Genomic DNA, 25,925 nt, shown 5'->3' on the forward strand with positions numbered 1-25,925 from the left:
TGATTGGTTGAGCATTCATGCGCCCGCTCTATCGGGCGTACGCATAACCGCGTCTGCACAGCAATGGGGTCCGTGTCGGGACGAGCGGGCCGCAAAGGAATTACGGGGGAGCTAGTCATGCTTGGCCTGGACCGTTCGCCGCTTTCGCGCGCGCAGCGCGGCGTGTGGCTCGCGCAGCAGCTGGATTCGGTGAGCAGCGCGTACAACGTCGCCCAATACACCGATATCCGGGGGCCGTTGACGCCCGAGCTGCTCCTTAAGGCCGCACGGCAGGCGATCGCGGAGACCGAGGCGCTCGGCGTGCGGTTCGAGGAGAGCGGCGCCACCGCCGTGCAGATCCGGCGCGAGCGCCCCGACGACTGGGAGTTGCCCTACGTCGACCTCAGCGGCGAACTGCTGCCGCGCGAGGCCGCCGAGCGGTGGATGCGGGAGTCCGTGGAACGCCCGGTCGACCTGGTGGCGGGGCCGCTGTTCACGGTCGCCGTGCTCCGGCTCTCCCCGGAGTGGCACCTGCTCTACCTCCAGGGGAACCACCTCGTCACCGACGGCTACTCCGGCGCCCTCATCAGCGGCCGCGCGGCCGACATCTACACGGCTCTCGCCCGCGCCGAGGAGCCGAAGGACCGCACCTTCGGGACGCTGTCCGAGCTCCTCGCGCAGGACGCGGACTACCGCGCCTCGGCGGCGTACGACGACGACCGCGCCTACTGGGCGGAGCGGCTGCGCGACCTGCCGAAGCCCCTCGCGCTCTCCGGCCGTCCCGTCGCCCCCGCGGGCAGCACGACGCGCCGCGTCGGACGCATCGGCCCCGCGGCCGCGGACACCGTGCGGCAGGCCGCGCGCACGGCCCGCAGCGCCCTGCCCGCCCTGGCCATCGCCGCCACCGCCGGATATCTGCACCGGATGACGGGGGAGCGGGACGTCGTGCTCGGCCTGCCCGTGACCGCGCGCACCAACGCGGCCCTGCGCGCCACGCCCGGCATGGTCTCCAACGTCGTGCCGCTGCGCCTGGAGGTCGACCCCGGCGCCGCCTGGACCGACCTCGTGCGGCAGGCGTCCGCCGAGGCCAAGCGCGCCCTGCGCCACCAGCGCTACCTCTCCGAGGAGATGCGCGCCGACCTCGGCACCACCGACGCCCTGTTCACCACGCAGGTCAACATCCTGCCGTTCGGCGGCGGGCTGCGCTTCGGCGACGCCGTCGGCGCCCAGACCTATCTCGCCGGGCCCGCCGAGGACCTCTCGGTCGTCGTGCAGGACCACGGCGGCGACGGCATCCTCTTCGAAGTCGAGGCCAACGCCGCCTCGTACACGCCCGACGAGGCGACCGGACACCAGCAGCGCCTGCTGTCCTTCCTGAGCGCGGCCGCCGCCGACCCGGCCGCCACCGTCGGCCGCACCGAACTGCTCACGCCTGCCGAGCGCCGCCACGTCCTGACCGGCGGCGCCAGCACCCCGCACCGCGAGGACCCCACAGCCACCACCCTCACCGAGCGCTTCACCGCCCAGGTCCAGCGCACCCCCGACGCGACCGCCGTCACCGGCGACGACGAGCGCCTGACCTACCGCGAACTCCACGAGCGCGCCAACCAGTTGGCGCACCGCCTCATCGCGCTCGGCGTCCGCGACGAGACCCCCGTCGTCGTGCTCCAGGAGCGCACCGTCGACCTCGTCGTGTCCACGCTCGCCATCGTGAAGGCGGGCGGCTGCTACGTCCCCGTGGACCTGCGCCACCCCGACCAGCGCCTGCGCACCATGACGCAGGACACCGGCGCGCCCCTGGTGCTGTGCGACCGCACGACCGTCGAGCGGGCCCGCGAGCTCGGTGTGCCCGCCGTCGTCGTCGACGACCCCGCCACCCGCGCCGGACAGCCCGTCGACGAACCCGACGTCGTCTGCCGCCCCGCGCAGCTGGCGTACGTCATGTACACCTCCGGCTCGACCGGCGCCGCGAAGGGCGTTGCCATCACGCACGAGGACATCCTCGGGCTCGCCCTCGACAGCGTCTGGCGCGGCGGCGCGCAGCAGCGCGTGCTCCTCCACTCACCGGCCGCCTTCGACGCCGCGACGTACGAGGTGTGGGTCCCGCTCCTCGGCGGCGGTGAAGTCGTCGTCGCACCCCCCGGCGAAATGGACATCCCCACCCTGGGCGCCACCCTCGCCCGGCACCGCGTCACCTCGCTGTGGCTGACGGCTGGTCTTTTCCGGCTCGTCGCCGAGGAGGACCCCGGCTGCCTCGACGGGCTCACCGAGCTGTGGGCGGGCGGCGACGTCGTGCCCGCGGCGACCGTGCGCCGCGTCCGCGAGGCCTGCCCGGACCTCACCGTCGTCGACGGCTACGGCCCGGCCGAGGCCACCACCTTCATCACCTACCACCGGCTGCCCCCGCACGCCGAGGTGCCCGACCCCATGCCCATCGGCCGCCCCTTCCAGGGCATGCGCGCCTACGTCCTCGACGACGGCCTCAGGCCCGTGCCGCCGGGCCGCGTCGGTGAGCTGTACGCCGGTGGCATCGGCCTGGCGCGCGGATACGTCCGGCAGGCGGGCAAGACCGCCGAGCGCTTCGTCGCCGACCCCTTCGCCGCCGACGGTACGCGCATGTACCGCACCGGCGACCTGGTGCGCTGGAACGCCGACGGGGACCTGGAGTTCGTCGGCCGCGCCGACGACCAGGTCAAGATCCGGGGCTTCCGCATCGAACCGGGCGAGATCGAGTCCGCCCTCGCCGCGCACCCGCGCGTCGCCCACGCCGCCGTGGACATCCGCACGGGCCCGCGCGGCGACAAGCGCATCGTCGCCTACGTCGTCGCCGAGGAGGCCGCGGCGGAGGCAGGCGAGGAGACCCGCGGAGAGGCCGCTGCCCGCGACTTCGACGTCGACGACCTGCGCGCGTACGCCGCCCGCGACCTGCCCTCGTACATGGTGCCCGCCGCCTTCGTCACCCTGGACACGCTGCCGCTCACCCACAACGGCAAGGTCGACCGCAGGGCGCTGCCCGAGCCCGTCTTCACCACCGCCGAGACCGGGCGGGCCCCGGCCACCCCCGCCGAGACGGCGCTGTGCGCCCTGTACGCGCAGGTGCTCGGCGTCGAGTCCGTCGGCGTCGACGAGGGCTTCTTCGAGGCCGGTGGCGACAGCATCATGGCGATCCAGCTCGCCAGCCGGGCGCGCGCCGCGGGCCTGGTGTTCACGCCGCGCGACGTCTTCACGCACCGCACCGTCGCCGCCCTCGCCCGCGTCTGCCGCACCGAGGAGACGGCCGCGGTCGAGCGCGACCCGGACGCGGGCACCGGCCCCGTGCCCGCCACGCCCATCGTCGAGTGGCTGCGCGAACGCGGCGGCCCCATCGACGCGTTCCACCAGTCGGCGGTCCTCGGCGTCCCGGCGGACCTCGACGAACAGGCGCTGGTCCGCGCCGTGCAGCACCTGCTCGACCGGCACGACGCGCTGCGCCTGCGGCTCACCGACGAGGACGGCGCCTGGCAGCTGGCCGTGGCCCCGCGCGACACGGTGTCCGCCAAGGAGTGCGTCACGCGCGTCGACGCCGCGCACCTGGACGGCGACGCCCTGCGCGCGTTCGCCGACGACCAGCGCGAGCGGGCCGCGCGCTGCCTCGCGCCCCGCGACGGCGCCCTGGTCGAAGCGGTGTGGTGCGACCGCGGCCCCGACGCGCCGGGCCGCCTCGTGCTCGTCCTGCACCACCTGTGTGTCGACGGCGTCTCCTGGCGCATCCTGGTGCCCGAACTCGTCGCCGCCTACGAGGCCGAGGCGCGGGGCGCCGCCCCGGAGCCCGCCCCGCTGACCACCCCGCTCAAGGAGTGGGCCGAGCAGGCCGTACGCCTCGCCCACGCGCCGGAGCACACCGCCGAACTCGCCCTGTGGCAGGACATCCTCGGCGACGACGAACAGCCGCTCGGCCGCCGCCCCCTGGACCGGGCCCACGACACCGTGGCCACCGAGGCCCACCTGACCCGCACCCTGCCCGCCGACCTGACGGGCCCGCTGCTCACGTCCGTGCCCGCCGCCTTCCACGCGGGCACCACCGACGTCCTCCTCGCGGGCCTCGCGCTCGCCGTCACCGACTGGCGGGGCGCCACCGGCCGCGCCACGGGCCCGGTCCGCGTCGACGTCGAGGGGCACGGCCGCGAGACGGAGGCCTTCGGGGGCGACTTGACCGGCACCGTCGGCTGGTTCACCTCCCTGTACCCGGTCCGCCTGGACGCGCCGGACGACCTCAAGAGCGCGTGGACCGGGGGAGCGGCCGCGGGCGACCTCATCAAATCCGTCAAGGAGCACCTGCGCGCCCTGCCCCACCACGGCCTGGGCTACGGCCTGCTGCGCTACCTCAACGCCGACACCGCCGCCGTGCTCGGCGCGCGCCCGCACGCGCAGATCGGCTTCAACTACCTCGGCCGTACGTCCGGTCTCGGCACCGGCGGCACCGGCGACACGGGCGACCTCGCCTGGACCCTCGACGCCGACGGACTCCGCGGCGGCGCCGACCCGCGGATGCCGCTCGCCCACGCCCTGGAGATCGAGGTCATCGCCCGCGAGACCGGCGACGGCGAAGGCGACGAGCTGAGCGTGGTCTGGCGCTGGCCCGGCGACCTCTTCGACGCGCCCGAGGTCGCAGCGCTCGCGGACACCTGGCAGCGGGCCCTGGAGACCCTCGTACGGCATGCGCGGAACCCGGGAGCGGGCGGGCACACACCGTCCGACCTGGACCTCGTCGCCCTGACACAGCCCGACATCGACGCTCTGGAGGCGGAGTTCACGCCCGCCTACGGCGGCGTCGAGGACGTCCTGCCCGTCACGCCCTTCCAGGAAGGGCTCCTGTTCCACGCGCTGTACGACACCTCTGGTGCCGACGTGTACACCGCGCAGTTCGCCTTCGAGCTCTCCGGTCCCCTCGACGCCGCGGCGCTGCGCGCCGCCGCGCACGAGCTGGTGCGCCGCCACCCGGCGCTGCGCAGCGCGTTCCGGCAGCGCGGCGACGACGGCACCTGGACGCAGGTCGTGGCCCGTGACGTGCCCCTGGACTGGCGGGAGACGGACCTCGGCGACCTGGGCCCGGCGGCCCAGCGCGGCAGGCTCGACGAGCTCCTGGCCGCGGACCGGGCCGCGCGCTTCGACGTCTCGACGCCCCGCCTCGTCCGCTTCGGCCTGCTGCGGCTCGCCGCCGACCGGCACGTCCTCGTCCTCATGAACCACCACGTGGTCCTCGACGGCTGGTCCACCTCGCTCCTGATGAGCGAGCTGTTCACGCTGTACACGCAGGGCGCGGGCGCGCTGCCCGCGGTGCGGCCCTTCCGCGACCACCTCGGCTGGCTCGCCCGCCAGGACCACGACGAGACGCTGCGCGCCTGGACGGACGCGCTCGCCGGAGTCGACGAACCCACCCTCCTCGCCGCCGGTGCGGGCGCCGACCTGCCGCGGCGGCCCGAGCGGGTGTCCCTCGACTTCTCCGCCGACCTCACCCAGCGCCTCCTCGCCGCCGCGCGCGGCCGGGGCCTGACCCTGAACACCCTGGTGCAGGGCGCCTGGGGCATCCTCCTCGGCGCGCTCACCGGGCGCGACGACGTGCTCTTCGGCGCCACCGTCTCCGGCCGCCCCGCCGACCTGCCGGGCGCCGAGGACGTCGTCGGCCTGCTCATCAACACCGTGCCGGTCCGGGTGCGCCCCACGCCGGGCACGACCGCCGCCCAGCTGCTCGGCGCGGTGCAGGCCGAGCAGTCGGCGCTCACCCCGCACCACCACGTCGCCCTCACCGACCTGCACACCGCGACCGGCCTCGGCGCCCTCTTCGACACCTGCCTGGTCTTCGAGAACTACCCGGTGGACATGGCGGCGCTGCGGCTGCCCGGCGGCGGGCTCGCCGTCACCGACGTCACCGTGCACGACGGCGCGCACTACCCGCTGCGCCTGGTCGTGCTGCCCGGCCACCACGACGGCGGGCGGCTGCGCATCGCCCTCGACCACCGCCCGGACGTGCTCGGCCGCGAGGAGGCCGAACGCATCGGCCAGCGCCTGCACCGGCTCCTCGAAGCCCTGGCCGGCGACCTGGACACCCCGCTCGCCCGCCTCGACCTGCTCGCCCCGGAGGAGCGCGCCCAGGTCCTCACCGGGTGGAACGCGACCGCGCACCCGGTGCCCGACACCACCCTGCCCGCCCTCGTCGAGGAGCAGGCCGCCCGCACCCCCGACGCGCCCGCCCTCCACCACGCCGACACGACCTGGACGTACGCCGAACTCAACGCGCGCGCCAACCGCCTCGCCCACCACCTGCGCGAGCGCGGAGCCCGCCCGGAGACGAAGGTCGGCGTCGCCCTGGAGCGCTCGCCCGACCTCGTCCTCGCGCTGCTCGCCATCGTCAAGACCGGCGCGGCCTATGTGCCGCTCGACCCGGACCACCCCGCGTCGCGCACCGCGCAGATCCTCAGCGACGCCGCGCCCGACCTCGTCCTGACGAGCACCGCGCTCGCCCCCGGCCTGCCCTGCCACGTCCCGGCCCTCGCCCTGGACAGCGACGACGTCATGGCGCGCGTGCGGTCCTGCCCCGACACCGATCCGGACACGCGGCGGCCGACCGGACGCACCCCCGCGTACGTCATCTACACCTCCGGTTCCACCGGCCGCCCCAAGGGCGTGGTCGTGGAGCACGCGGCGATCGTCAACCGCCTCCTGTGGATGCAGCACCAGTACGGCCTCGACGCCACCGACCGGGTGCTCCAGAAGACCCCGTCGGGCTTCGACGTCTCGGTGTGGGAGTTCTTCTGGCCGCTGATCAGCGGCGCCTCGATCGTCGTCGCGCCGCCCGGAGCACACCGCGAACCCGCGCTCCTGGCCCGGCTCATCCAGGACACCGGCGTCACCACCGTGCACTTCGTGCCGTCGATGCTGCGGGCCTACGCCGACGAGCCCGCCGCCCGGGGCCGCACGCGCCTGCGCCGCGTCTTCAGCAGCGGCGAGGCCCTGCCCGCCGACCTCGTCGAGGACTTCCGGAAGATCTCCGACGCCCCGCTGCACAACCTGTACGGGCCGACCGAGGCCGCCGTCGACGTCACCCACTGGACCTGCCCCCAGCAGGACGTACCGCGCACCGTGCCGATCGGCCGCCCCGTCTGGAACACCCAGATCCGCGTCCTGGACGCGGCCCTGCGCCCGGTGCCCCCGGGCGTCACCGGCGAGCTCTACCTCGCGGGCAGCCAGCTCGCCCGCGGCTACCTGGACCGGCGCGCCCTGACCGCCGAACGCTTCGTGGCCGACCCCTACGGCCCGCCCGGCACCCGCATGTACCGCACCGGCGACCTCGGATCGTGGGATGCCGCAGGCCGCGTGCGCTACGCCGGGCGCTCCGACCACCAGGTCAAGATCCGCGGCCAGCGCGTCGAACTCGGCGAGATCGAGGCCGCCCTGAGCGCACACCCCGCGGTCGGCCAGGCGGCCGTGGCCGTCGTCGACGGCAGGCTCGTGGCGTACGTCCTGCCCGCCGAAGCGCCCCCGTCGCCGTCGCCGTCCACGTCGTCCCCGTCCCCGGGCGGTGAAGCGCTGCGCGCCCACCTCGCCGCCGAGCTGCCCGCCCACATGGTGCCCTCGGCGTTCCTCACCCTCGACCACTGGCCGCTGACGCCCAGCGGCAAGCTCGACCGCAAGGCGCTGCCGCGTCCCGGCTTCGAGGCCGCCGCGAGCAGCCGCGCGCCGCGCACCGAGCGGGAGGCCGCGCTGTGCGCGCTCTTCGCCGACGTGCTCGGCGTGGAGCGGGTCGGCATCGACGACAGCTTCCTCGACCTCGGCGGGCACTCCCTGCTCGCCACCCGGCTCACCAGCCGCATCCGCGCCGAACTCGGTACCGAGGTGCAGATCAAGGACCTGTTCGAGCAGCCCACCGTGGCCGGGCTCGCGGCCCGCATCGCCGCCACGGCGGGTGACACCAGGCCGCCGCTGACCGCCACGGACCGGCCCGCGGCCGTGCCCCTGTCGTACGCCCAGCGCCGCCTGTGGTTCCTCAACCGCCTGGAAGAGGGCTCCGCCGCCTACCACATGCCGCTCGCCGTGCGCGTGCGCGGCCCCCTCGACCGCGCGGCGCTCCGGGCGGCCCTCACCGACGTCGTGGCACGGCACGAGAGCCTGCGTACCGTCTTCCCGGAGACCGACGGCGAACCGCACCAGCTCGTGCGCCCCGCCGCGCCCGTCGAGCCGGAGGTCCGCGACTGCCCGCGCGCCCGCCTGGACGACGAGCTGGCCGCCGCCATCGCCCGCAAGTTCGACCTCACGGACGAACTCCCGCTGCGCGCCCACCTGTTCGGCGTCGACGCCGACGAACACGTCCTGCTGCTCGTCGTGCACCACATCGCCGCCGACGGCTGGTCCATGCGCCCGCTCGCCCGGGACATCTCCCTCGCGTACGCGGCCCGCACCGAGGGCCGGGCACCCGGGTGGGAGCCGCTGCCCGTGCAGTACGCCGACTACGCCCTGTGGCAGCGTGAACTGCTCGGTGACGTGGCGGACCCGCACAGCCCGGCCGCGCGGCAGACCGCGTTCTGGCGCACCCAGCTGGCCGGGGCCCCCGACGAGCTCCAGCTGCCTTACGACCGGCTGCGCCCGCGCACCGCGAGCCACCGGGGCGCGACCGTGCCCGTGCGGCTCGGCCCCGACACCCACGCCGCCCTGGCGCGCCTCGCCCGCGACGGCGGCGCCAGCCCCTTCATGGCCGTCCAGGCCGGGCTCGCCGCACTCCTGGCGCGGTGGGGCGCGGGCACCGACATCGTGCTCGGCACCTCCGTGGCCGGGCGCACCGACGTCGCGCTCGACGACCTCGTCGGCTTCTTCGTGAACACCCTCGTGCTGCGCACCGACGTGTCGGGCGACCCGACCTTCCGTGAGCTCCTCGCCCGTGTGAAGGAGGCGGACCTCGCGGCGTTCGCGCACCAGGACGTGCCCTTCGAGCACCTGGTGGAGCAGCTCAACCCGGCCCGGTCCATGGCCCGCCACCCGCTGTTCCAGACGATGCTGACGTTCCAGAACACCACCGCGGCCGAGGTCGGCCTCGCGGGGCTGGACGCGACGGTCGAGCGGGCCGGTGCCGCCTCCGCCAAGTTCGACCTCGCCTTCAGCCTCACCGAGCGGTACGCCGACGACGGCACCGCCCTCGGCATCGAGGGCGAGGTGGAGTACGCCACGGACCTGTTCGACGCCGCCACCGTCGAGGGCCTGGCCGCGTCGTTCGCACGCCTCCTGGAGGCGGCCGCGGCCGCACCGGACCGCCCCGTCGGCGCCGCCCCGGTGCTCGCGCCCGAGCAGCACACCCTGATCGTCGAGGGCTGGAACGCCACGGCCCGCCCCACCCCGCCCACCACGCTGCACGCCCTCGTGGAGGCGCAGGCGGCCCGCACCCCGGACGCCGAGGCGGTCCTCGCGGCGGACACCACCCTGACCTACCGGGAGCTCGACGAGCGGGCCAACCGGCTCGCCCGCCACCTCGTCGAACGGGGCGCGGGACCCGAGGACTTCGTCGCCCTCGCGCTGCCCCGCACCGCCGAGACCCTGGTCGCCGTCCTCGCCGTGCTCAAGGCGGGCGCCGCCTACGTCCCGGTGGACCCGGCCTACCCCGCCGACCGGATCGCCCACATCCTGGGCGACGCCCGCCCGGCGCTCCTCGTCACCACGGCGGCCACCGCGCCCGCCACGGCCGAGGTGCCGCGCCTGGTCCTCGACGACCCGCTGACGGCCGCCGCCGTCGCCGCGCGCCCCGCCGCCCCGCTCACCGACGCCGAACGCCGTGCCCCGCTGCGCCCCGGCCACCCGGCCTACGCCATCTACACCTCCGGCTCCACCGGCAGGCCCAAGGGCGTCGTCGTACCGCACGCCAACGCCGTGAACCTCGCGCTGTGGGCGGCCGAGGAGTTCGGCCCCGAGCGGCTCGCGAAAACGCTGTGCGCCACGTCCCTCAACTTCGACGTCTCCGTCTTCGAGCTGTTCGGCCCGCTGGCCTGCGGCGGCCGTGTCGAGATCGTCCGGGACCTGCTCGTCATCGGCGAACGGCCGCGCTGGGACGGCACGCTGCTCAGCGGTGTGCCCTCGGCCTTCGCGGGCGTCCTCGGCGGGGCCGCGGGCAAGGTCACCGCCGACACCGTCGCCCTCGCGGGCGAGGCCCTCTCCGCGCAGGCCGTGGCCGACCTCCGCGCCGCCGTCCCCGGCAGCCGGATCGCCAACATCTACGGGCCGACCGAGGCCACCGTCTACGCCACCGCCTGGCACGCCGACAGCGAGGGCGCCCAGACCCCGCTGATCGGTCGTCCTGTGCGCAACACCCAGGTGTACGTCCTCGACGCGCGGCTGCGCCCGGTGCCGCCGGGCGTCGCGGGCGAGCTGTACCTCGCGGGCGCCGGGCTCGCCCGCGGCTATCTGCGGCGCCCCGCGCTCACCGCGGAACGCTTCGTGGCCAGCCCGTTCACGCCCGGCGCCCGCCTGTACCGCACCGGCGACCTGGTGCGCTGGACCGCTGACGGCCAGCTCGCCTACCTCGGCCGCTCCGACCAGCAGGTGAAGATCCGCGGCTTCCGCATCGAGCTCGGCGAGGTCGAGTCCGTCCTGGCCGCGCACCCCGCCGTGGCCCACTGCGTCGCCACCGCCGCCGAGGGCCCCGCCGGGGACCTGCGCCTGGTCGCGTACGTCGTCCCCGAGGGCACCCCGGACGCCGCTCTCCCCGGCGCGCTGCGCGAGCACGCCGCCCGCGCCCTGCCCGGCTACATGGTGCCCGCGCACCTGATCACCCTGGACGCGCTGCCGCTCACCCCGAGCGGCAAGCTCGACCGGTCCGCGCTGCCCGCGCCCGACGTCCGCGCGGACGAGCACACCGCCTACCGGGCCCCGCGCGACCACCGCGAGGAGACCCTCGCGGGCATCGTCGCCGAGGTCCTCGGCCTGGAGCGGGTCGGCGTCGACGACGACTTCTTCGTCCTCGGCGGCCACTCCCTGCTCGCCACCCGCGTGATCAGCCGCGTCCGCGCCGCCCTCGGCGTGGACCTGCCGCTCGGCGCCCTGTTCGAGAACCCCACGGTGGCCCGCCTCGCGCGGGCCGCCGCCACCGCAGCAAGCACCACCACGGAGCAGGGCCGCCCGAGCCGCCCCGTCCTGCGCCGCATGCGCCGTCCCGAGGAGGACGAATGATCCCGCTGTCCTACGCCCAGCGCCGCCTGTGGTTCCTCAACCGCCTCCAGGACGGCACGGCGCTGTACAACATGCCGCTGGCGCTGCGCCTCACCGGCCGCCTCGACCGCGAGGCGCTGCGCGCCGCGCTCACCGACGTCGTCGAACGCCACGAGAGCCTGCGCACCGTCTTCCCCGAGCGCGACGGCGAACCGCGCCAGCGCATCCTGCGCATGGACAAGGTGCGCCTCGACATCGTCGAACGCTCCTGCTCCGAGGACGAGCTGCAAGCAGCCCTCACCACCGCGGCGGGCCACCGCTTCGACCTGGCCACCGACCTGCCGCTGCGCGTGGAGCTGTTCTCGGTCACGCCCGACAGCCACGTCCTGCTGATGGTCCTGCACCACGTGGCCGGTGACGGCTGGTCGATGGCGCCGCTGGCCCGGGACGTGTCGGTGGCGTACGCGGCCCGCGCCGAGGGCCGGGCGCCCGGCTGGGAACCGCTGCCGGTGCAGTACGCGGACTACGCGCTGTGGCAGCAGGAGCTGCTCGGCGACGACAGCGACCCGGACAGCCTGATGGCCCGCCAGATCGCCTACTGGCGCGGCGCCCTCGCCGAGCTGCCGGACGAGGCGGGCCTGCCGGGCGACCGGACGCGGCCCGCCGTGAGCAGCGAGCGCTCCGGCAGCGTGCCCTTCGCCGTGGACGCCGCCGTGCACGCGCGCCTCGCGGGGCTCGCCCAGGAGAGCGGGGCGAGCGTCTTCATGGTCGTGCAGGCGGCCCTGGCCGCGCTCCTCGCCCGGCTCGGCGCGGGCGAGGACGTGCCGATCGGCTCCCCCATGGCGGGCCGCACGGAGGAGGCCCTTGAGGACGCGGTCGGCTTCTTCGTGAACACGCTGGTGCTGCGCACCGACGTGTCCGGCGACCCGAGCTTCCGCGAACTCCTCGGCCGCGTCCGCGCCGCGGACCTGGCCGCCTTCGCGCACCAGGACGTGCCGTTCGAGCGCCTGGTCGAGGCCCTGAACCCGGCACGGTCGCGCGGCCGCCACCCGCTCTTCCAGGTCATGCTGGCCTTCCAGAACACCACCCTGCCCGTCGTGGACCTTCCGGGCCTGCGCGTCGCCCCCGAGGAACTCCCGCGCGGCGGCGCCAAGTTCGACCTGCACGTCGAGGTGGGCGAGAGCTTCACGGCGGGCGCGCCCGGCGGCATCACGGGCTGCGTCGACTACTCCGCCGACCTGTACGACCGCGAGACGGTCCAGGCGTTCGCGGACCGGCTCGCCGCCTTCCTGGCCGCGGTGTGCGCCGCGCCGGACCTGCCGCTCGCCCGGCACGACATCGCCACACCGGCGGACCGCCGCGTCCTCGCCGACGTGAACGACACCGCGCGCGAGGTCCCCGCCACCACCCTGGTGTCCGTCATCGAGGAGCAGGCCGCCCGCACCCCGGACGCCCCCGCCCTGGTCTTCGGCGACGAGACCCTCACCTACCGGGAGCTCTCCGCGCGGTCCCACCGGCTGGCGCGCCACCTCGTCGCCCTGGGCGCCGGACCCGAGACGACCGTCGCGCTCGCCGTGCCCCGCTCCGTCGAGCTGATGGTGGCCCTCCTCGCCGTCCTCAAGTCCGGCGCGGCCTACGTGCCCGTCGACCCCGACTACCCGGCCGACCGCATCGCGTACATGCTGGCCGACGCGGCCCCCGTCGCCGTCCTCACCACCGCCGACCTGGCCCCCCAGCTCCCGCGGACACCCGCACCCCTCGTCCTCGACGACCCCGCCCTGCGCGCCCAGCTGGAGCAGTACGCCGACCACGACCTGAGCGACGCCGAGCGCACCGCCCCCCTGCGGCCCCGCAACGCCGCGTACATGATCTACACCTCAGGCTCCACGGGCCGCCCCAAGGGCGTCGCCGTCCCGCACGACGCCATCGTCAACCGGCTCCTGTGGATGCGCGCCGCGTACGACGTGGGCGCCGCCGACCGCATCCTGCAGAAGACGCCGTCGAGCTTCGACGTGTCCGTGTGGGAGTTCTTCCTGCCGCTGCTCTCCGGCGCGGCCCTCGTCATGGCCGAGCCCGGCGCCCACCGCGACCCCGCCCGGATCGCCGCGACCATCCGGCGCCACGGCGTCACCATGACCCACTTCGTGCCGTCCATGCTGCACGCCTTCGTCGACGAACCGGCCGCCGCCGACTGCGCGAGCCTGCGCCACGTGGTGTGCAGCGGCGAGGCCCTGCCCGCCGACCTCGCCGCCCGCTTCCACGACGTTCTCGGCGCCGAGCTGCACAACCTGTACGGCCCGACCGAGGCCGCCGTCGACGTCACCTACCACCGCGCGTCCCCCGACGAGACCGGCGGCACCGTCCCCATCGGCCGCCCCGTGTGGAACACCCAGGTGTACGTCCTCGACCGCACCCTGCGCCCCGTGCCGCCCGGCGTCACCGGGGAGCTGTACCTCGCGGGCGACCAGCTCGCCCGCGGCTACGCGGGCCGCCCCGGCCTGACCGCCGAGCGCTTCGTGGCGAGCCCGTTCGCGGACGGCGCGCGCATGTACCGCACCGGCGACCTCGTCCGCTGGAACCGCCACGGCCACCTCGTCTTCGTCGGCCGCGCCGACCACCAGGTCAAACTGCGCGGGCTGCGCGTCGAACTCGACGAGATAGCGGCCGTGCTCGCCACCGCCCCCGGCGTGTCCTGGGCGACCGTCGTCGTCCACGAGCGCGCCGCGGGCGACGAGCTCCTCGTCGCGTACGTGCACGGGGACGGCCCCGGCGACGAGGCCGCGCTGCGCGCCCACGCGGCCGCCGCGCTCCCCGACTACATGGTCCCGTCGGCCGTCATCGCCGTCGACGCCGTGCCCCTGACCCCCAGCGGCAAGCTGGACCGCAAGGCCCTGCCCGCCCCCGAGTTCACCGCGGCGAGCACGGGCCGGGCCCCCGCGAACGCCACCGAGGAAGCCCTCTGCGGCATCTTCGCCGAGGTCCTCGGCCTGGAGCGGGTCGGCGCCGACGACGACTTCTTCGCCCTCGGCGGCCACTCCCTGCTCGCCACCCGCGTGATCAGCCGCATCCGCGCCGCCCTGGACGTCGAACTGCCGCTGCGCGCCGTCTTCGACACCCCGACGGTCGCGGGCCTCGCCGCCCGCGCGCGCCAGGGCGCCACCGGGACCCGGCCTGCCGTACGCGCCGTGACCCCGCGCCCCGAGCGCCTCCCGCTCTCCGTCGGCCAGCGCCGCCTGTGGTTCCTCGACCGCCTGGAGCCCGGCGGCGACGCCTACAACATGCCCTTCGCGCTGCGCCTGACGGGCCGCCTCGACCGCGCGGCCCTGCGCGCCGCGCTCGCCGACGTCGTCGAACGCCACGAGAGCCTGCGTACCGTCTTCGCCGAGAGCGACGGCGAACCGCACCAAGTGGTCCTGGACCCGGCCCGCGCGACCGTGCCCTTCGACGTACGCGAGTGCGCCGAGGCCGACCTGGCGGCGGACCTCGCCGAGGCCGCCCGCCACCGCTTCGACCTCGCCACCGACCTGCCCGTGTACGCCCGCCTGTGCGCGACCGGACCGGACAGCCACGTCCTGATCCTCGTCCTGCACCATGTGGCGGGCGACGGCTGGTCGTTGGCGCCGCTGGCGCGGGACGTGTCGGTGGCGTACGCGGCCCGCGCCGAGGGCCGGGCACCTGGGTGGGAGCCGCTGCCGGTGCAGTACGCGGACTACGCGCTGTGGCAGCAGGAGCTGCTCGGCGACGAGAGCGACCCCGACAGCCTCCTCGCCCGCCAAGTCGCGTACTGGCGCGACGCGTTGGCAGACCTCCCGGAAGAGCTCGCGCTTCCCGTCGACCGGCCCCGCCCCGCCCGCCCCAGCCACCGCGCCGACACCGTGCCCTTCACGGTGGACGCCGACGCCCACGCGCAGCTCGTGGACCTCGCGCGCGCGAGCGGGACGAGCGTCTTCATGGTGGTGCGGGCCGCCCTCGCGGGGCTGCTCTCGCGCCTGGGTGCCGGGGACGACGTGCCGATCGGTTCGCCGGTGGCGGGCCGTACGGACGAAGCGCTTGAGGACGCGGTCGGCTTCTTCGTGAACACGTTGGTGCTGCGCACCGATGTGTCGGGTGATCCGACGTTCCGTGAGCTGCTCGGTCGTGTGCGGGAGGTGGATCTGGCGGCGTTCGCGCAGCAGGACGTGCCGTTCGAGCGCCTGGTGGAGGTCCTGAACCCGGTGCGCTCGCTGGGGCGTCACCCGCTGTTCCAGGTGATGCTGGCCTTCCAGAACACCGAACTGCCCGTCGTGGACCTCCCCGGCCTGCGCGTCGAGGAAGGGCCGGGCGCACCGGTCGCCGCGAAGTTCGACCTCATGGTCAACCTGCGGGAACGCCACGACGAGGACGGCGCCGCCGCGGGCCTCGAAGGCACCATCGACTTCGCCACCGACCTCTTCGACCGAACGACGGCCCAGGGCATCGCCGACCGGCTCACGACGTTCCTGACGGCCGCCGCCCAGGACGCCGACCGCCGCCTCGGCATGTTCGAGCTCCTCACGGACGGCGAACGCAGCGACGCGCTCGTCGCCGGGCAGGGCAGCCAGGTGGCTGTCCCGGAGGAGGCGACACTGGTGTCGCTGCTGCGGGAGCAGGTTGTGGCGCAGCCTGACGCGGTGGCTGTGGTGGATGGTGAGTCCGCGCTGTCGTATGCCGAGTTGTGGGCTGAGGCGGGTGCTTTGGCTGCGCGGCTCACGGCGTCCGGCGCCGGTGCCGGGTCCGTTGTGGGTGTGGTGGTGCCGCGCTCGGCGAGCTGGGTGGTGGCGCAGGTGGGTATCGCCTTGTCCGGTGCGGCGTGGTTGCCGTTGGACGCGGGGCTGCCTGCGGAACGCATCGCTGGGGTTCTTGGCGAGGCGCGGCCGGTCGCGGTGGTTGTGGTGGAGGAGACGGCGGGTCTTGTGCCGCCGGGGCTCACCCATGTCGTCCTGGACCACGAGCGGATGGGTGGTGCCGAGCTTCCCGCCGTGTCGGGTGAGGACGGCGCGTACGTGATCTACACGTCGGGGTCGACGGGTCGGCCCAAGGGTGTGGTGGTGTCGCAGCGCGGTGCGGTGAACCACATGGTGTGGATGCGGGCCGAGTTCGGTGTGGGGGCCGGGGATCGGGTCCTTGCTCGTACGTCGCCGGGGTTTGATGCGGCGGTGTGGGAGTCGTGGCTGCCGTTGGTGTCGGGGGCTGCGGTGGTCGTGGCGTCGGATGGGGTGGCCAAGGAGCCGGAGCGGCTCGTCAGGTTCATGCGGGAGCATGAGGTGACGGTGGCGCAGTTCGTGCCGACGCTGCTCGCGGCGGTGCTTGAGGTGCCGCAGGCGGGTGAAGTGGCGTCGTTGCGGCGGGTGTTCGCCGGTGGTGAGCCGCTGCGGTCGTCGCTGGCTGCTGCTGCGGTGGACGTGTGGGGTGTGTCGCCGGTCAACCTGTACGGGCCGACGGAGACGACCATCCAGGTCACCTTCGGTACCGGTACGGGCGTCGCAGGTGGCACGGTGCCGATCGGCCGTCCGGTGTGGAACACACGCCTGTACGTGCTGGACGCGCATCTGCGTCTGGTCCCGCAGGGTGTTGTCGGTGAGCTGTACGTCTCGGGTGAGGCGTTGGCGCACGGCTACCTCAAGCGCCCCGGTCTCACGGCGGAGCGTTTCGTGGCCGACCCGTTCACCACGGGTGAGCGCATGTACCGTACGGGCGACTTGGTGCGCTGGGACGCGGACGGGCACCTGGTCTTCCTCGGCCGTGCCGACGACCAGGTCAAGCTGCGTGGCTTCCGCATCGAACCCGGTGAGATCGAAGCCGCCATCGAGGCCCTGGACGGTGTGTCCCGCGCCGTCGTGGCGCCGCACTCGACGCCTGCGGGGGAGCAGCACCTCGTCGCGTACGCCGTCGGCGCGGCGGACGCCACGGCCGGGCTGCGCGCGGCGCTGGCCCGGACGCTGCCGGAGTACATGCTGCCGTCGCTCGTCGTGGCCCTCGACGCCTTCCCGCTGCTGCCCAACGGCAAGGTGAACCGGAAGGCCCTGCCCGCGCCCGAGTTCGCCCCGGACCAGGAGGGCCGGGCGCCCGCGACACCGCGCGAGGAGCTGTTGCGCGCCCTGTTCGCGGACGTGCTCGGCCTGGACGAGCAGCGTGTGGGCGTGGACGACAACTTCTTCGCCCTGGGCGGGCACTCGCTGCTCGCGACCCGGCTCGCCAGCCGCGTCCGTACCGCCGTCGGCGTGGAGATGCCGCTGCGGACGCTCTTCGAGGCGCCGACCGTGGCCGCCCTCGCGGCAGCCCTGGAGCAGGCAGCCCTGGACCAGGCCGCCTTGGAGGACCGCCCCGCCCTGCTCCCGGGAGCACGGCCCGAGCACCTCCCGCTCTCGTACGCCCAGCGCCGCCTGTGGTTCCTCAACCGCCTGGAGCCGGACAGCGGCGCGTACAACATGCCGCTGGCGCTGCGCCTGACGGGCCGCCTCGACCGCGAGGCGCTGCGTGCCGCGCTCGCCGACGTCATGGAGCGGCACGAGAGCCTGCGCACCGTCTTCCCCGAGCGGGACGGCGAACCGGAGCAGGTGGTGCGTGCCACCACGGCCGCGACGGTGCCGCTCACCCTCACGGACATCACCGAGGACGCCCTCGCGGGAGCACTGCGCACCGCCGTCCAGGAAGGCTTCGACCTCGCGACGGAACTGCCGCTGCGGGCCGTGCTGTTCTCGGTCGCGGCGGACAGCCACGTCCTGCTCCTCGTCCTGCACCATGTGGCGGGCGACGGCTGGTCGTTGGCGCCGCTGGCCCGGGACGTGTCGACGGCGTACGCGGCCCGTGCCGAGGGCCGGGCTCCGGTATGGCGGCCGCTGCCCGTGCAGTACGCGGACTACGCCCTGTGGCAGCGCGCACTGCTCGGCGACGAGAGCGATGCCGACAGCGTCCTCGCGCGCCAGATCGCGTACTGGGAGACCGCGTTGGCGGGACTCCCGGAGGAAGTGACCCTGCCTGGCGACCGCGTACGCCCGAACGCGGGCAGCGACCGGGGCGGCAGCGTGCCCTTCGCCGTCGACGCCGACGTGCACGCGCGCCTCGCGCGGCTCGCCCAGGACAGCGGTACCAGCGTCTTCATGGTCCTCCAGGCGGCGCTCGCCGCCCTCCTCGCCCGTCTGGGTGCGGGGGACGACGTGCCGATCGGTTCGCCGGTGGCGGGCCGTACGGATGAAGCTCTTGAGGACGCGGTCGGTTTCTTCGTGAACACGTTGGTGTTGCGTACCGATGTGTCGGGTGATCCGACGTTCCGTGAGCTGCTCGGTCGTGTGCGGGAGGTGGATCTGGCGGCGTTCGCGCAGCAGGACGTGCCGTTCGAGCGCCTGGTGGAGGTCCTGAACCCGGTGCGCTCGCTGGGCCGTCACCCGCTGTTCCAGGTGATGCTGGCCTTCCAGAACACCGACCTGCCCGCGATGGACCTCCCCGGCCTGCGCGTCACCGCCGAGCAACTGTCGCGCGGTGGCGCCAAGTTCGACCTCTCCGTGGACGTGGGGGAGACCTTCACCGACGGCGCGCCTGGAGGCATCACGGGCTCGGTCGACTACTCCGCCGACCTGTACGACCACGGCACGGCCCAGGCGTTCGCGGACCGGCTCGCCGCGTTCCTGACGGCCGTGTGCACCGCACCCGACCGGCGCGTTGCCGACCACGACCTCACCACACCCGCCGAGCGCGACCTGCTCCTGAAACGGTGGAACGACACCCGCCGGGACATCCCGGACGGGCTCATCCACGAACTCCTCCAGGACCAGGTGCGCCGCTCCCCGGACTCCGTGGCCGTGGCCTACGAAGGCACGGAGCTGTCGTACGCGACGCTGAACGCCGAAGTGAACCGCCTCGCCCGGCTCCTCGTGGCCCGCGGCGCGGGCCCGGAGCGGTTCGTCGCCATGGCGATGCCGCGCAGCGAGCGGATGCTCGTGACGCTCCTCGCCGTCCTGAAGTCCGGCGCCGCCTATCTGCCCGTCGACCCCGAGTACCCGGCCGACCGCATCGCGTACATGCTCGACGACGCCGACCCGGCGCTCGTCGTCACCGTGTCCGAGGTGGCCGGGCGGTTGCCGCTCGACGGGCGCGCCGCGGTCGTCCTCGACGCGCCCGCCCTGCGCGCGGAACTCGCCGGATACGCCACCACCGACCTGGACGACGCCGACCGGGCCGCGCCGCTGCGCGCGCACCACCCCGCCTACCTGATCTACACCTCGGGCTCCACAGGACGGCCCAAGGGCGTCGTCGTGCCGCACGCGGGCCTGCCCAGCCTCGGCTGGTCCAAGGTCGAGTGGTACGCGACCAAGCCGGAGAGCCGCGTCCTGCAGTTCTCCTCGCTCAGCTTCGACAGCCACGTCTCCGAGGTGTGGTCCGCGCTGCTCAGCGGCGCCCGCGTGGTCATCGCCCCGCTGGAGCGCATGATGCCGGGCGACCCGCTCGTCGAGCTCGTCGCCGAGCAGGGCATCACCCACATCGACCTGCCGCCCGCGGGACTCGCCGTCATGCCCGAAGGGTCGCTGCCCGAGGGCGGCACCCTGATCGTCGGCGGCGAGGCCAGCTCGCCCGCCCTGGTCCGGCGCTGGTACCGCGACCGCCGCATGATCAACTCGTACGGTCCGACCGAGGCGACGGTCTGCGCGTCGATGAGCGACCCGATCGCCGACCCCACGATCCCGCCCATCGGCCGCCCCATCTGGAACAAGCGCGTCTACGTCCTCGACCAGGGCCTGCGGCTGGTCCCGCCGGGCGTCGTCGGCGAGCTGTACGTCTCCGGCACCGGCCTCGCGCGCGGCTATCTGAAGCGCCCGGGCCTGACGGCGGAGCGCTTCGTGGCCGACCCGTTCGCCACGGGCGAGCGCATGTACCGCACCGGTGACCTGGTGCGCTGGGGCGCCGACGGCCAGCTCGTGTTCCTCGGCCGCGCCGACGACCAGGTCAAGCTGCGCGGCTTCCGCATCGAACTCGGCGAGATCGAGGCCGCGATCGAGGCGGAGCCCGGCATCGGCAAGGCCGTCGTACGCCTGCACCAGGACGAGGCGGGGGACAAGCGGCTCGTGGCCTACGCCGTCGGCACCCCCGACCGCGTGGCCGCCCTGCGCGAGCGCCTCGCGGCGAGCCTGCCCGACTACATGGTGCCGTCCGCGTTCATGGCCCTAGACGCGCTGCCCCTGATGCCCAACGGCAAGGTCAACCGCAAGGCCCTGCCCGAGCCGGAGTTCGCGCCCACCGAGGCCGGGCGCGCCCCGCGCTCGCCCCGCGAGGAGATCCTGTGCGGCCTGTTCGCCGAGGTCCTCGGCGTGCCGGGGGTCGGCATCGACGACAGCTTCTTCGCGCTCGGCGGCCACTCGCTGCTCGCCACCCGCCTGGCGAGCCGGATCCGTACCGTCCTCGGTACGGAGATGCCGCTGCGGACGCTCTTCGAGGCGCCCACCGTCGCCGCGCTCGCCACGGCCCTGGACGAGCGGCACGAGCCCGGGCGCCCCGCCCTGCTCCCCGCCGCGCGCCCCGAGCGCCTCCCGCTCTCCTTCGCCCAGCAGCGCCTGTGGTTCCTGGAGGCCTTCACGGGACCCACGCCCACCTACAACGTGCCGATGGCGCTGCGCCTGACCGGCACCCTCGACCTCGACGCGCTCCGCGGGGCGCTCGCCGACGTCGTGGCCCGGCACGAGAGCCTGCGGACCGTCTTCCCCGAGTCCGGGGGCGAGCCGCACCAGGTCGTCCGGGCGGCGGACGCGACGTCCTTGGAGGTGCGCCTCACGGACGTACGCGGCGACGAGGAGGCCCTGCACGCCGCCCTGGCGCGGGAGGCCGGGGCCACCTTCGACATCACCGAGCGGCCGCCGCTGCGCGCCATCGTCTTCCGGCTCGCGGCCGACGAGCACGTCCTGCTGCTCGTCCTGCACCACATCGTCACCGACGGCTGGTCCACGGCCCCGCTCGTCCGCGACCTCACCACCGCCTACGCGGCCCGCCGCACGGCCACGGCCCCCGAGTGGCCCGAACTGCCCGTGCAGTACGCCGACTACACCCTGTGGCAGCGCGCACTGCTCGGCGACGAGAACGACGCCGACAGCCTGGCCGCACGCCAACTCGCCTACTGGACCGAGGCGTTGGACGGCCTCCCGGGAGAGCTCGCCCTGCCCGCCGACCGGCCGCGACCCGCCCGGTCCACGGGCCGCGGCGGCAGCGTGCCGCTGCGCGTCGAGGCCGAGGTGCGCGAAGGCGTGACAGAGCTGGCGCGGCAGACGCACACCAGCGTCTTCATGGTGCTCCAGGCCGCACTGGCCGGATGGCTGACCGCCCTCGGCTGCGGCGACGACATCCCGGTGGGCACGCCAGTCGCCGGGCGCACCGACGAAGCCACCCATGACCTGGTGGGCTTCTTCGTGAACACCCTGGTCCTGCGCACCGACGTCTCGGGCGACCCCACGTTCCACACCCTGCTGGAGCGCGTCCGTGACCGCGACCTGAGCGCGTACGCCCACCAGGACCTGCCCTTCGAGCGCCTCGTGGAGGCCCTCAACCCGGTCCGGTCCATGGCCCGTCACCCGCTCTTCCAGGTCATGCTCACCCTCCAGAACACAGAGCTGCCGCACACCGAACTCGACGGCCTCACCGCCCGCCCCGAACCCGTCGCCGCCACAGCCGCCAAGTTCGACCTCTCCCTCACGCTGGGGCAGGACCTGGACGGCGAGCTGGAGTACTCCGCCGACCTGTTCGACCCCGCCACGGCGCGGTTCCTCGCCGACTCCTTCGGGCGCTTCCTGGCCGGTGCGGTGACGGAGCCCGAGGCCCGCGTGAGCGACGTGGAACTGCTCGCGGACGACGAGCGCGACCGCCTGGCCGCCTGGGGCGCCGGGACCGCGACCGAGACTCCGGAAGGGGCGACGCTGCTGTCGCTGCTGCGGGAGCGGACCGCCGCGCACCCTGACGCGGTGGCTGTCGCGGATGGTGAAACCACGCTGTCCTATGGGGAGTTGTGGTCCCGAGCCAGTGCCTTGGCCGCGCGGCTCGTGGCGAGCGGCGCCGGTGTCGGCTCGGTCGTGGGTGTGGTGGTGCCGCGTTCGGTGGGCTGGGTGGTGGCGCAGGTGGGTGTGGCGTTGTCCGGTGCGGCGTGGTTGCCGCTGGACGCGGGCCTGCCCCCGGAGCGCATCGCTGGAGTCCTTGAGGAGGCACGACCGGTCGCGGTCGTCGTGGCGGAGGAGACGGCGGACCTCGTGCCGCCTGAGTTCACCCACGTCGTCGTGGACCACGAACAGGCAGCGCATGCCGAGGCCCCCGCGGTTTCCGGCGGGGACGGCGCCTACGTGATTTACACCTCGGGTTCGACGGGTCGTCCGAAGGGTGTGGTGGTGTCGCAGGACGCTGCGGTGAACCACATGCTGTGGATGCGGGCCGAGTTCGGTGTCGGGGCTGGGGACCGTGTGTTGGCTCGTACGTCCCCGGGCTTTGACGCGGCGGTGTGGGAGTCGTGGTTGCCATTGGTGTCGGGGGCCGCGGTGGTGGTGGCTTCTGATGAGGTGGCCAAGGAGCCGGAACGGCTCGTCGGCTTCATGCGGGAGCATGAGGTGACGGTGGCGCAGTTCGTGCCCACTCTGCTCGCGGCGGTGCTGGAGGTGCCGCAGGCGCGTGAAGTGGCGTCTCTGCGGCGGGTGTTCGCGGGTGGCGAGCCCCTGAGGTCCTCGCTGGCCGCGTCGGTGGTGGACGTGTGGGGTCTGCGGCCGGTCAATCTGTACGGTCCGACGGAGACGACCATCCAGGTCACCTTCGGTACCGGTGCGGGCGCGGAGGGCGGCACGGTCCCGATCGGCCGTCCGGTGTGGAACACGCGCCTGTACGTCCTGGACTCGCATCTGCGCCTGGTCCCCCGGGGCGTTGTGGGCGAGCTCTACGTCTCCGGCGAGGCGCTGGCGCGCGGCTATCTGAAGCGTCCGGCCCTGACGGCGGAGCGTTTCGTGGCCGACCCGTTCGCGCCTGGTGAGCGCATGTACCGTACGGGCGACTTGGTGCGCTGGGACGCGGACGGTCAGCTGGTCTTCGTCGGCCGTGCTGACGACCAGGTCAAGCTGCGCGGCTTCCGCATCGAACCCGGCGAGATCGAAGCCGCACTCCTGCGCCACGAGCACGTGCGGCGAGCAGCCGTCGTCGTCCGTGAGGACCGGCCGGGGGACCGGCGCCTGGTGGCGTACGTCGTACCGGAGACGGGAGACACGACGGACCCCGCCCGGCTGCGCGCGTACGCCGTGGGACTGCTGCCCGACTACATGGTGCCCTCGGCCTTCGTGCACCTCGACGCGCTGCCGACCACACCCAACGGGAAACTCGACAAGCGGGCCCTGCCCGCCCCCGCGCTGCCCGCCGGGGGCGCGGGGCGTGCCCCGGGCACCCCGCAGGAACTGGTGCTCTGCTCGCTGTTCGCCGACGCCCTCGGCGTGCCGGAAGTCGGCCCCGACGACGACTTCTTCGCGCTCGGGGGACACTCGCTGCTCGCCGTACGCCTGATGGGCGCGGTGCGCAGGACGTTCGGCACCGAGATCGGACTGCGGGCGCTGTTCGAGACCCCGACCGCCGCCGGGATCGGCGCGCGGCTCGGCGAAGGAGCCGCCGACAACGGCCTCGACGTGCTCCTGCCCCTGCGCACCACCGGCAGCGCGGCACCCCTCTTCTGCGTGCACCCCGTCCTCGGACTGAGCTGGAACTACGCGGCCCTGCTCGGGCACGTGGACGCGGACCGCCCGGTGTACGGCCTCCAGGCGCGCGGCATCACGGAGCCGGACGCCAGGCCCGCCTCCATCGAGGAGATGGCCGAGTACTACGCCGCCCGCGTCCGGGCCGTGCAGCCCACGGGCCCGTACCACCTGCTCGGCTGGTCCCTCGGCGGCACCGTCGCGCACGCGATGGCCCGGCTCCTGGAGAAGGACGGCGAGCAGGTCGCGTTCCTCGCGCTGCTCGACTCCTACCCGGCCGACGACGCGGTGAAGGACCCGGCCGTCCTCGACGCGGAGGCCGAGGAGGAGGTGCTCGCCGCCCTGCTGCCGGGCGCGGGCAGCGCGGTGCGCGACCTGGTCGAGCGCGGCGCGGACCGCCGTGACGTGCTCGCGCTGCTGCGCGGGGAGCAGGCCCGGCGGCTCCAGCTGGACGAGGCCACCGTGGCAGCCGTGCTCGATACCGCCGTGCACAGCAGCCGTCTGATCCGCGACCACACACCCGGCAGCGTCGACTGCGACGTCCTGTTCGTGACCGCGACGCGCGGCCGCCCGGCCGACGCGGTCACCGCGCGGGAGGCCTGGCAGCCGTATGTGGCGGGCGCGATCACCGACCACCCCGTCGACTGCCGCCACGCCGACCTGTTCGGAGCCGAGGGGGCCGCCGCGATCGGCGCGGTCCTCGCCGAGGCCCTCGACGGCGACGCGTGAGCACGATCCCCCACCCCCAAGAAGGGAAGCACAACGCATGGGACGGCTGCTGGCCGACCGAACTGTCCGGTGGTTCATCCTGGGACAGCTCTGCGCGATCCTCGGCGACACGATGCTCTGGCTCGTGGCGGGCATCTGGGTCAAGGAGCTGACCGGCAGCAACTCCGCCGCCGCGTTCACCTTCTTCCTGGTCATCGTGGGCACGCTCTGCGCACCGGTCGGCGGCATGACCGCCGACCGGCACCGCAGACGTCCGCTCCTCATGGGCCTGTACCTCGGTACGGGCGCCGTGGTGGCCTCGCTGCTCCTGGTCCAGGACAGCGGGCAGGTCTGGCTCATCTACGTGGTGATGCTGCTCTACGGCCTCTCGTACAGCTTCGTGGACCCGGCGCAGGCGGCCTTCCTGCGCGTGCTCGTGCCCGAGGACCAGCTCGCCGACGCCAACGCGCTGACACAGACGGTCAAGCAGGGCCTGCGCCTGATCTCCCCGCTCGCCGGCGCGGGCCTGTACGCGGCACTCGGCGCGCACGCCGTGGTGGGAGTCAACATCGCGCTGATGCTGGCCGCCGTCGCCTTCCTGACGGCGGTCCGGCACCGGGAGGTCACTCCGCGGCGCAGCGGCGACAGCTGGCGGCGGGAGATCACCGAAGGTGTACGGCACCTCGCGCGGACGGTCGTGCTGCGCCAGCTCACCATCGCGTCCGCGCTGACGATGGTCGCCATGGGCCTGGCCGAGACGGTCGGACTCGCCGTCGTCGACGACGGCCTCGGACGGCCCCCGTCCTTCCTCGGCGTGCTGCTCGCCGGGCAGGGCGCCGGAGCCATCGCGGCCGGGCTCACGGCGGCCCGCATCGGGCGGCGCGTCGGCGAGGGCCGACTGGTCGCCCTCGGCATGGTGGCCTTCTCGGCCGGGGCGCTGCTGCAGACCGTCCCTGCGGTCGCCGCGGTCAGCGCCGGGATGGTCCTGTGCGGCGCGAGCATGCCGTGGCTCGTGGTCGGCCTGACCACGGTCGGCCTGCGCCACACCGCGCCCGAACTCGTCGGCCGGGTCTACTCCGGGTTCAGCCTCATGATGACCCTGCCGCAGATGCTGGCCATGGCCTGCGGCGCCGCTCTCATCGCTGTGGTGAACTTCAAGGTGATGCTCGTGGTGATGGCGGCGGTCGTCCTCACGGCGGCCGGATACCTCTTCACGCGTCAGGAGCAGCGGTGGACGGCCCCGGCCCCACCCATCGACCCCGCGCGCGAGCCGGTCCGCGAGGCCGACCCCGTGTGACGGGGGAGCAGGGACGACACGTGTCTGCCCGACGGCGACCGGCCGTCGGGCAGCGACAGGAGGAG

Annotated in this window: 3 protein-coding genes; all 3 read left to right on the forward strand. The window is 74.4% G+C overall.

Annotation, left to right across the window (positions count from 1 at the left end; all coding sequences use genetic code 11):
* The first annotated feature begins 117 nt into the window (after positions 1 to 117).
* Genes ACIG3E_RS22470 through ACIG3E_RS22480 form a run of 3 tightly spaced genes read left to right on the forward strand, consistent with a single transcriptional unit; the run spans position 118 to position 25,860 of the window.
* Positions 118 to 11,166: an amino acid adenylation domain-containing protein gene (locus ACIG3E_RS22470; protein WP_399619188.1), complete on the forward strand. Its 11,049-nt coding sequence runs from the start codon at positions 118 to 120 to the stop codon at positions 11,164 to 11,166.
* Complete coding sequence (locus ACIG3E_RS22475) at positions 11,163 to 24,584, forward strand: amino acid adenylation domain-containing protein (protein WP_399619190.1); 13,422 nt, start codon at positions 11,163 to 11,165, stop codon at positions 24,582 to 24,584. The genes ACIG3E_RS22470 and ACIG3E_RS22475 overlap by 4 nt, the downstream gene beginning before the upstream one ends.
* Positions 24,585 to 24,621: 37 nt before the next feature.
* Positions 24,622 to 25,860 (forward strand): MFS transporter, encoded by a 1,239-nt coding sequence (locus ACIG3E_RS22480; protein WP_399619193.1) that lies wholly within the window; start codon positions 24,622 to 24,624, stop codon positions 25,858 to 25,860.
* Positions 25,861 to 25,925 lie beyond the last annotated feature (65 nt).

The organism is Streptomyces sp. NPDC053474 (genome assembly GCF_044544845.1).
In the GTDB taxonomy this organism is placed as follows: domain Bacteria; phylum Actinomycetota; class Actinomycetes; order Streptomycetales; family Streptomycetaceae; genus Streptomyces.

Coding starts and splice junctions, on each gene's coding strand:
- ACIG3E_RS22470 (WP_399619188.1), top strand. CDS start 118: ATGCTTGGCCTGGACCGTTCGCCGCTTTCGCGCGCGCAGCGCGGCGTG.
- ACIG3E_RS22475 (WP_399619190.1), top strand. CDS start 11,163: ATGATCCCGCTGTCCTACGCCCAGCGCCGCCTGTGGTTCCTCAACCGC.
- ACIG3E_RS22480 (WP_399619193.1), top strand. CDS start 24,622: ATGGGACGGCTGCTGGCCGACCGAACTGTCCGGTGGTTCATCCTGGGA.